Annotated in this window: 8 protein-coding genes and 1 pseudogene; 3 read left to right on the top strand and 6 right to left on the bottom strand. The window is 67.7% G+C overall.

Translation table 11 applies throughout. The features are described from left to right. Positions 1 to 95 (top strand): annotated as a pseudogene (locus ACTMTB_RS26845) (YdeI/OmpD-associated family protein); the annotation flags it as partial. 70 nt (positions 96 to 165) lie between these two features. On the opposite strand, the gene ACTMTB_RS26840 reads toward ACTMTB_RS26845, so the two are convergent. Continuing rightward, positions 166 to 780, bottom strand: a complete 615-nt coding sequence (locus ACTMTB_RS26840; protein WP_441148978.1) for a hypothetical protein — start codon at positions 778 to 780, stop codon at positions 166 to 168. 138 nt (positions 781 to 918) lie between these two features. Between ACTMTB_RS26840 and ACTMTB_RS26835 the strand changes: the two genes are divergently transcribed. Then, on the top strand, positions 919 to 2019 hold the full coding sequence (locus ACTMTB_RS26835; protein ID WP_441148977.1) for a hypothetical protein: 1101 nt from the start codon (positions 919 to 921) through the stop codon (positions 2017 to 2019). A 166-nt stretch (positions 2020 to 2185) separates the two neighbouring features. Here ACTMTB_RS26835 and ACTMTB_RS26830 read toward each other — a convergent pair whose 3' ends face one another. From ACTMTB_RS26830 to ACTMTB_RS26815, 4 genes are all read right to left on the bottom strand, one after another. Beyond that, positions 2186 to 2776 carry a TIGR03086 family metal-binding protein gene (locus tag ACTMTB_RS26830; protein WP_441148976.1) on the bottom strand — a complete coding sequence of 197 codons (591 nt, stop codon included), beginning with the start codon at positions 2774 to 2776 and terminating at the stop codon, positions 2186 to 2188. Positions 2777 to 3030: 254 nt separating this feature from the next. After that, on the bottom strand, positions 3031 to 3705 hold the full coding sequence (locus ACTMTB_RS26825; RefSeq protein ID WP_441148975.1) for a hypothetical protein: 675 nt from the start codon (positions 3703 to 3705) through the stop codon (positions 3031 to 3033). Between the two features lie 253 nt (positions 3706 to 3958). Further along, positions 3959 to 4576, bottom strand: coding sequence for a GNAT family N-acetyltransferase (locus tag ACTMTB_RS26820; protein ID WP_441148974.1), 618 nt, complete (start codon positions 4574 to 4576; stop codon positions 3959 to 3961). Further along, complete coding sequence (locus ACTMTB_RS26815; protein ID WP_441148973.1) at positions 4573 to 4758, bottom strand: hypothetical protein; 186 nt, start codon at positions 4756 to 4758, stop codon at positions 4573 to 4575. Before ACTMTB_RS26815 ends, ACTMTB_RS26820 begins: the two co-directional genes overlap by 4 nt. Before the next feature lie 320 nt (positions 4759 to 5078). On the opposite strand from ACTMTB_RS26815, the gene ACTMTB_RS26810 reads away from it, so the two are divergent. Then, positions 5079 to 5366 (top strand): hypothetical protein, encoded by a 288-nt coding sequence (locus tag ACTMTB_RS26810; protein WP_074310625.1) that lies wholly within the window; start codon positions 5079 to 5081, stop codon positions 5364 to 5366. A gap of 365 nt (positions 5367 to 5731) precedes the next feature. On the opposite strand, the gene ACTMTB_RS26805 is transcribed toward ACTMTB_RS26810, so the two are convergent. After that, positions 5732 to 7114, bottom strand: a complete 1383-nt coding sequence (locus ACTMTB_RS26805; RefSeq protein ID WP_441148972.1) for a DUF4241 domain-containing protein — start codon at positions 7112 to 7114, stop codon at positions 5732 to 5734. Between the last annotated feature and the right edge of the window lie 53 nt (positions 7115 to 7167).

Genomic DNA, 7167 nt, shown 5'->3' with positions numbered 1-7167 from the left:
AGATCAGCGAGTTCGTTGCCATGCTGGCCCGTCACGAGACGATCTACCCGCAGAAGGCCAAGCCTCCGAACTCGCCGCAATCGGCACCTTCATGATCATCTGCGCTCATCTGCCGCGAGCCGCGCCGGTATCCGCGCCGTAGCCTTGGCACGGCGCCGGCCTCAGTCAGGTGTCCAGGTCGGTGAGCGACGGGTCGTATCGCCGCAGCCGGATGCCGAGCACGTCGTAATGCGAGTACGTGTGGATGTCGTCGGTCGTCTCCAGCAGCAGCGCCCGGTCACCACGTCGCCACACCGCCCGGTAGCTGTCGTACGCTCCGGTCACCACGCTCTCCGGCGCACCGAGACGGGTGGTGATTAGCGCGGCGAGGCGATCCCGTTCGGCATGGAACTTGGCCCGCCTTGCGTCCGGCCACCGAGCCCACAGCGGGGGAAGGTCCTCGTCGTGCTCGTCCTCGTCGTGCTCGTCCTCGTCGTCGCGGTCGTCCGGCTCCTCCGCCCCGAACGCCGGCCAGTACAGCGCGCACGGCAGGTGCACCCACACGTCCGGATCCGGCGGGGCCGCGCCGAGCTCGACGAGCCACCCCGACGGTTCACCCTCGTGGTCGACGGCGAACTGCGGTGCTCCCGGGCCCCCCTCCCAACCGACGTCCTCGCCGGGCCGGACGAGACCCCACTCCACGAACATCGCCTCGACCGTCGCCCGTTCCCAGGGCACGTCGGCCAGCATGATCATGCGGTCCACCCACACGTCGTCGACCGGGAGCAGCTTGAGCGACATGACCGCAGACCGTACACGGCAAGGTACGGCCCTTGGAGGAGCGTGCGCCTGGCTCGTCGGCGAAAGATCTGGGTTTCCGCTCGGCGGGCCGACGCCTACACCCTGGGTCGGTCGTGTCGACGGGCGTTAACGCCGGCGATGCCTGGTCTGTGGCCGAGCAGTCGTCCGGAGGCCGAGGTGATATTTTGCCGCGATGCCGATCAAGCCCGTGACGGGTATGGCACCGTTACCGCTGGCCCGGACGATCTTGCCGCGCTGATGGAACTCCTCCAACGGCCTGACTCGGACACCCGAGGGCTCGGTGACCATCTGGCTTTCCTCGCAGGCACGCGACCGGAGTTGTTCCGGCCGTACCAAGAGGCAGTCATCACCGACATGCTCGAACGGTTCGACGTCAGCTTCGCGGACCAGTGTCTGCTGTTGGGCGGTGCACCGGATCGGTGCGTGGAGCACCTGGCGCGAAGGTTGCGTCATCACTGGTCGTTCGGTGACGCTTGGGCGTTCGCCGCGATCGGCAGCGCTGCCGCCCTGAGCGCGATCGCAGAGGATGTGCGTAACGGCGGAGACCGCGAAGAGTATGAGCTCTGCGGGATCTGGGTGCCGCCCACAGGACCAGCACTAAACCGGTTCTCGCCCCATCGCCGCGCCGTTTTCCTGCGGCCCATCAACCAACCGGGAGAACTCGCGGCCGTAGATCACCCGGTGCGACTGCCGGTCGAACAGGTAGCGCAGCGCCCCTCGGCCACCCTGATCTCCTGGCACTACCTGTCGTTGCGTCACACAGACGTGCCGGGCCTGCCACCTTGGCCGGCCGATCGTGTCCACCTCGTCGGGATACGGGCCACCTGCTCGTGGACCCTCCACGCAGGCATCGACGACTACGGCCGCTACCACAGCGAGGCCATCACGTACGACGAGCCGCCCGCCGCCGAGGAAGAGGAGACCTACCGCTCGCTGGAGGTACCCGGCTTTGGGTTGGGCTCGGTGGAACTGCGGCCCTACGACACGGACCTCGTATATCGCAACGGCCACGTCCAACTCACCCCTGGTGTCGTCGGCACTGCCGGCGGCCCGCCGACCGGCCTCTACGCGAATCCGTCCTGGCCCTCCTGCGGACAGCTGATGTTCCACGTCGTCTCGGTCGAGAACCGGATCCGTGAGTACGGCGACGGCTGGCGCAGCCTCTTCATCTGCGAGGACTGCCAGACCGTGTCCTGCAACGCCACGGGATGGAACTAATCACCGCCGTCATCGCGCGCGATTCCTGCTCGTGACGGCTGTACGTTCTCAAGGTCACGTGCACGGTTCTGCCGCTGACCGCGCAGTTGCTCAGAAGGTCTGACTGAGCCCCGGCAGCCAGAGATCCCTTGCCGTCTGCCATCTTCGCCGGATTTGCGTATCGGTGCTAGGACTTCCACCCGGGGTCGCGGCCGGTGAGCCCGAGGACCCGGTCGAGCAGGGGAGCGCCGGCGGGCAGGGTAATCGACGGTCCGAACAGGCCAGGGGTGCCGTCGCTGCTCGCCTGTTGGGACACCAGGCGAGAGACCGTCTCGACGGTCCGATTATCGGCGTCGTATGGCTGTCCGGTCGCGCTGGCGAGATCCCATCCGTGGACGACCAGCTCGTTCAGCGCGACGATGCCCATGATCTCGGCCGGCAGCACCACCCCGCCGGCCGCGGTCTCGCCCCTCCAGGCGGCCGGCTCGCGCCACGCAGCAACCAACTCATCGAGCTGCACCGGCAGTCGGCTGCGCCACTCCGGGTCGAGCTTCGCAACCGAGGGATTGCCAGGGCCAGCCGGCGCGGCGTCGGGTCCCTTCTCAGCAGCTATCCGGAACGCGACCGTCAGCCCCATGAGGTGGTCGAGTAAATCGCCGACCGTCCACCTCTCACACGGGGTGGGACAGGTGAGCAGGTCGTCGGTCACCCCACGCAGCAGCGTCTCCAGCGCGCGGGCCACAGGCTCGAAATCCGAGGTGCCGTTACTGTCGATCATCTGGCTTCTCCTCCGTCGCGAACACTTCTGGACGCTACGCGCCTGGACCGACAAGACAGTTCGCTTGCGCATGATCATGCTGATGACGACCGATCACACCACGGGCCGGCGACGTCGGCCCGATCGCCCAGCCGGTGACCGGCCTAACTGCACTCATTTGCCACGGACAGCGCGTTCGAGACGACCGGATCTGCCGAGGAGAGTGCACCCGCTCAGCCGGGAGACCCGGGCCGAGGAGGTACTGAGGCACGGCGTTACTGCAGTGCCCGCGTCAGATTGAGCAGGTCATCCGGAGGCAGCCCGCCCGGTCGGCGAACCGCATGTCTACCATCGCAAAGCAGTACTTCACCTTGCATAGTCCACCGCGTTTCGTCCTTGAGCAGTTGCTGAGCGGCCTCCACAGCGATCTCGTAGGAGCACGTGGCGTTGCCGACGGCTAACAGTGCTTCGGCAACTTGTCCCACCACGTCCGTCGGCATATCCGCGTCCCCCAGCGCGCGCACAAGCAGAAGCAGACGCTGAGCAGTCGAGCCGAGGTGCCCTCGCTCGATCAACCTCTCTGCCTCCGGCCAGGACAACCCAGGTCCGTAGAAGCCGCCTTCGACACTCGCCACGCTGATACACCGATCGCCACCAGGCAAAACGACGAAGTCGTAGCCCTCCGTGCCGTGACCATGCCAGGCGACCATCGCGAAGTCTGAAGCCTGGGTTCCGAGCCTGAGCACTGGCCACTTACCGGACTGTTCGATCTCTTCATGCAGATTGTCGATCTGGTCAGTTAGCCAGACCTCTTCACCACTGCCGAACAGAGCATCGAGGAGGTCCTCTTCAGCCAAGCCGTACATCAGGCTCGCCCAGAAGGTTCGCCGCTCAAGCAACCAAGTCCCATCGGCCAGGATCTCCGGCGGGACGCCGTCGTAGCGACGCAAGAAGTCGACAGGCTCATTGTGATGTAACACAGGCTCATAATCGCAGCGGAGAGCCAACATCGAACATCCGCTTCTGCCGCGATCTGCGCGCTACGCAGCGTCACGCCGAGCTGGCCCGGTTGCCGTCCGGACGTAGCCGCTGGGCGCGCGGTCGTGCCGAATTGAGGATGTTCGATCAGAGCGTCAGGTCGGACCGGTCAGGCGGGCCAGGAGCTCGCTTGACTGCGGGCTCGGAACCTGAAATCGCCGGTCGCTACCTGACCGGTGGGCGGCGCATCGCGATGTGGGTTGGGCCGCCGGGCACGAGGGGCAACGCGTCGTCGACGACGGTGAAGCCGAACCGTTGATAGAACGCCACGTTGTCCGGGTCGGAGGTCTCCAAGTAGCAGGCGGTGCCGGCGCGGTCGGCATGTCGAAGTCCCGCAGTGACGAGCCGGGATCCGTGGCCGTGGCCCTGGTGGCTCGGACGTACTCCGAGCACGACGAGGTACCAGTGTGGCTCGGTGGGGTGTGCCCGTGCGGCGTTGGACCCTAGGCGCATGAAGGCGGGGAAGGACCGGGGCGCGGCGATCATGGTCTGGATGAGTGTCGGTACGGCCCGCGCCTGCCGGGTGCCGGTCCAGGGGAACGCGCCCGGAGGCAGCCAAACCGCGACGGCGGCCGTGGCGCCGGCATCGGTACTGGCGTACACGGAGCCGAATGGGATCGCGTCGCGCACGGTGGCTTCGAAGAACGGACGCAGTGCCTGCAAGCGGCGCCGAGGGTCAGGGAAGACGTGGCGGAATGCCGGGTAGGCGGCGTGGCTTGCGATTAGCACGTCCGCTCCTTGCCGGTGCTGTCCGCGGCGAAGTCTGATCGCGCCGGTGTTCACGGCGCAACCTTTTCGCCGATAACGGTAGGGATGGTCACGTTCGCGGTGCGGGCGCGGTGGGCGAGCCACTTGATCAGCGGCGCACCGACCGCTATTGGGATGAGCCAGCCCAGCCGCGCATACCAGGCCATGGCAGCTTCGGCGTTGTTGGTGCGAAGGATCGGCGTGATTTGCTCGTCCACGAGCCCATGGTGGCAGACGAGGGCGCTGACCCGAATGCGGGACATCCGCACATGCCGCCGATCGTGCGCGCCGACAACCTGCCGAGGCGTCTGGGACTGGTGCGGACAAGTGCGGACGCGGTGGCGAGACGTCGGCCGAGCCGGCGGGCTGTCGGCCGCCGAAGTTGCAGGTTCGGCGGCCGGGGTTTAGCTCGGGCCGCGGCCAACGCACGGTCAACCCAAGGGGTGAGAGCAGATCAAGGTCGCTCCCCGTGGCCGTTCGCGTTACGGGGCAGTTGTCGTGGCGCGAACGAGCGCAGTCCGGGATAGCCTTGGCGTATATGGCTACCTATCGCAGCGCCTCAGTGCTTCTCTCCTCGGACGGCACCAGGACCCCCGGCACCGCCGCGCTCTTCGCCGAGCCCGCCCGCAAGGGTGGGACCCCGCCGTGGGCAGGCGACTTCCGACCCGCCAACAGCGCCGGCAATGGCCCCAAGAACGCGGTCGGGAAGACCTTTACGTTGGAGTTGCCCGACGGCAGCACAGGCAAGGTCGTGGTCCAGAGCCTCAAGAGCGGGAAGGGAGGCGTCGTGCTGGCGTTGATGGGCGAGGACGCACCTCCCTTCTGATCAGGAAACTGATCGCCGCCGACGCCACCGGCTGGAGACGGCCGGTGTGCGATCCTGCCGATGTCAATGCGTTCGGATAGCTGCCGGGCGCATTGCCTTACCGGTGGCTGGGCGTCGACGAAGGTCAGGTGTACTGATCTGCCGCGATCCGCGCGCTACGCAGGGTTACGTGATCGTTCGCGGCTCGCGGTGCGGATCTGCCGAGATGAGGACGTTTGGCCGGCACGGTGACCGGCGGCGCGCATGCCGACTGCCGCTATTAGGACCTCTTTGTCCGGTCGGATCAGCGGGGCGGACCGGGGCCTTCGGCCTGGACTCGCCGACGGGCTTCGCCAGGACCCGGACGCCGTTGGGCGGGCGGTGCGTCAGCGACGGCTGACCTGCTCCTTTTTGGCGGCGATGCTGGCACCAACGGTGGCCAGGAACTCGGCGGTTGCCTCGGGGTCTGCTGGCTTCGGCTCCGGTCGCACGCCGCTGCCCGTCGGGGTTGGGGTGAGGAAGACGGTGGTGTCGGGTGCGGTGGGCGGCAGGGGCCTCATGTCGTGGAGGACGAGCATGTCGGCCACCAGGCAGGTGACCTCGCCGTCGGCGGTGCGGCCGATCCAGACCGGGTAGGAGCCGTCGCCTCTCCCGCTCGGGTAGGCGATCAGATTGGTGCCGGTGGCCGGGTCGGCGGCCTCCGTCTCCTTGTCATCGTCCCGGGCGCCGCTCTGTTGCCGGTGCTCGTACGCTGCGGCGAGGGCGTCCCGCCCTGACGCGTCCAGGAATGCGCCCATGCCGGTGTCCACTCCGAAGCCGTAGAACTCGTCGTCGCCGAGCAGCCGTATGTCCTGCCCGGGACGGACCGCGAGTTCCCAGCTTGCGGTGGGCTTGTCGAGGATCCGCAGCATGGCGGCGGTCGTCTCGTTCCAGCCTTCGCTCTCCCACCGCATGCCGGCGATCAGCAGGGGGTGGTCTCCCGCCGGGACCATTACCGTGTACGGCTCATCGCGGCTGCCGAGGGTGCTTGGGTCGGCGGCGATCACTGCGCCGGTAGGCACTCGCAGCACCCCGGCGGGTTGGGGTTCGGTAACGATCGCGACGCCGAACTCGGTGTCGGTGAACCGACTGCCCGGGGTGAACAGCGCCTCCAGATGGCGGGGGCGCAGGCCCGACGGAGCCCCCCACAGCGGCGTTGCGGCCTCCCGGTGCTCCTGGTCTTCCTTGTGCCTGGCGGGTACGAGCGTCACGTCGCCGGCACTGCGTTTGAAACCGAGCATCCGGCCGTCCGCGTACGCCGTCCAGTCGCCGAACGGGGCCCTGCGCAGGGTGCGGTGCCGCTCCGGGATGTCGTGGCTGGTCTGGAAAAGGCCGCCATGGTCCAGCTGCACATCGGCGGTGTCACTGTCCGGCCGGGACGTGAGGGTGAAGTGCCAGCCGCGCTCGGGGAATTCCGGCTCGTCCGCAGACGCGTAGCGCCACTGCTCGTAGTGGCGCAGATCGAGCAGGCCCGGCTCGAGCTCGCGGTAGTCATAGGCACGGTCGCGGCGGCCGTGCTCGTCGAAGAGGAACAGGCCCAGGTAATGGCGCCCCCAGTCGATCTGCAGCAGCGCCCTCGGCCGCGCGTCGGCGGTGAGCAGCACCGCGTAAGGCTCTCCGGCCGAATCGCGCTTGCGCGCCCCTTCCACACCCATCACGCCGACGGGCTTTCGGCTCCCCGGATCCCATCCCGCGCAGTAGGTGACCTCGACCGCGCTCTCCTCGGCCACGCCCTGCTCCGCTCTCTCGATCAGTGACGAGCTGATCCGGACAGTAGCCGCCA

It is taken from the genome of Micromonospora sp. L32, from assembly GCF_052068055.1.
GTDB classification, from domain to species: Bacteria; Actinomycetota; Actinomycetes; order Mycobacteriales; family Micromonosporaceae; genus Micromonospora; species Micromonospora purpureochromogenes.
This window is presented reverse-complemented; position numbering and strand designations above follow the sequence as displayed.

Excerpts from the sequence above, each read along its gene's own strand:
- ACTMTB_RS26830 (WP_441148976.1), bottom strand. The coding sequence starts at position 2,776 with ATGATCGACAGTAACGGCACCTCGGATTTCGAGCCTGTGGCCCGCGCG.
- ACTMTB_RS26810 (WP_074310625.1), top strand. The coding sequence starts at position 5,079 with ATGGCTACCTATCGCAGCGCCTCAGTGCTTCTCTCCTCGGACGGCACC.
- ACTMTB_RS26835 (WP_441148977.1), top strand. The coding sequence starts at position 919 with ATGCCTGGTCTGTGGCCGAGCAGTCGTCCGGAGGCCGAGGTGATATTT.
- ACTMTB_RS26840 (WP_441148978.1), bottom strand. The coding sequence starts at position 780 with ATGTCGCTCAAGCTGCTCCCGGTCGACGACGTGTGGGTGGACCGCATG.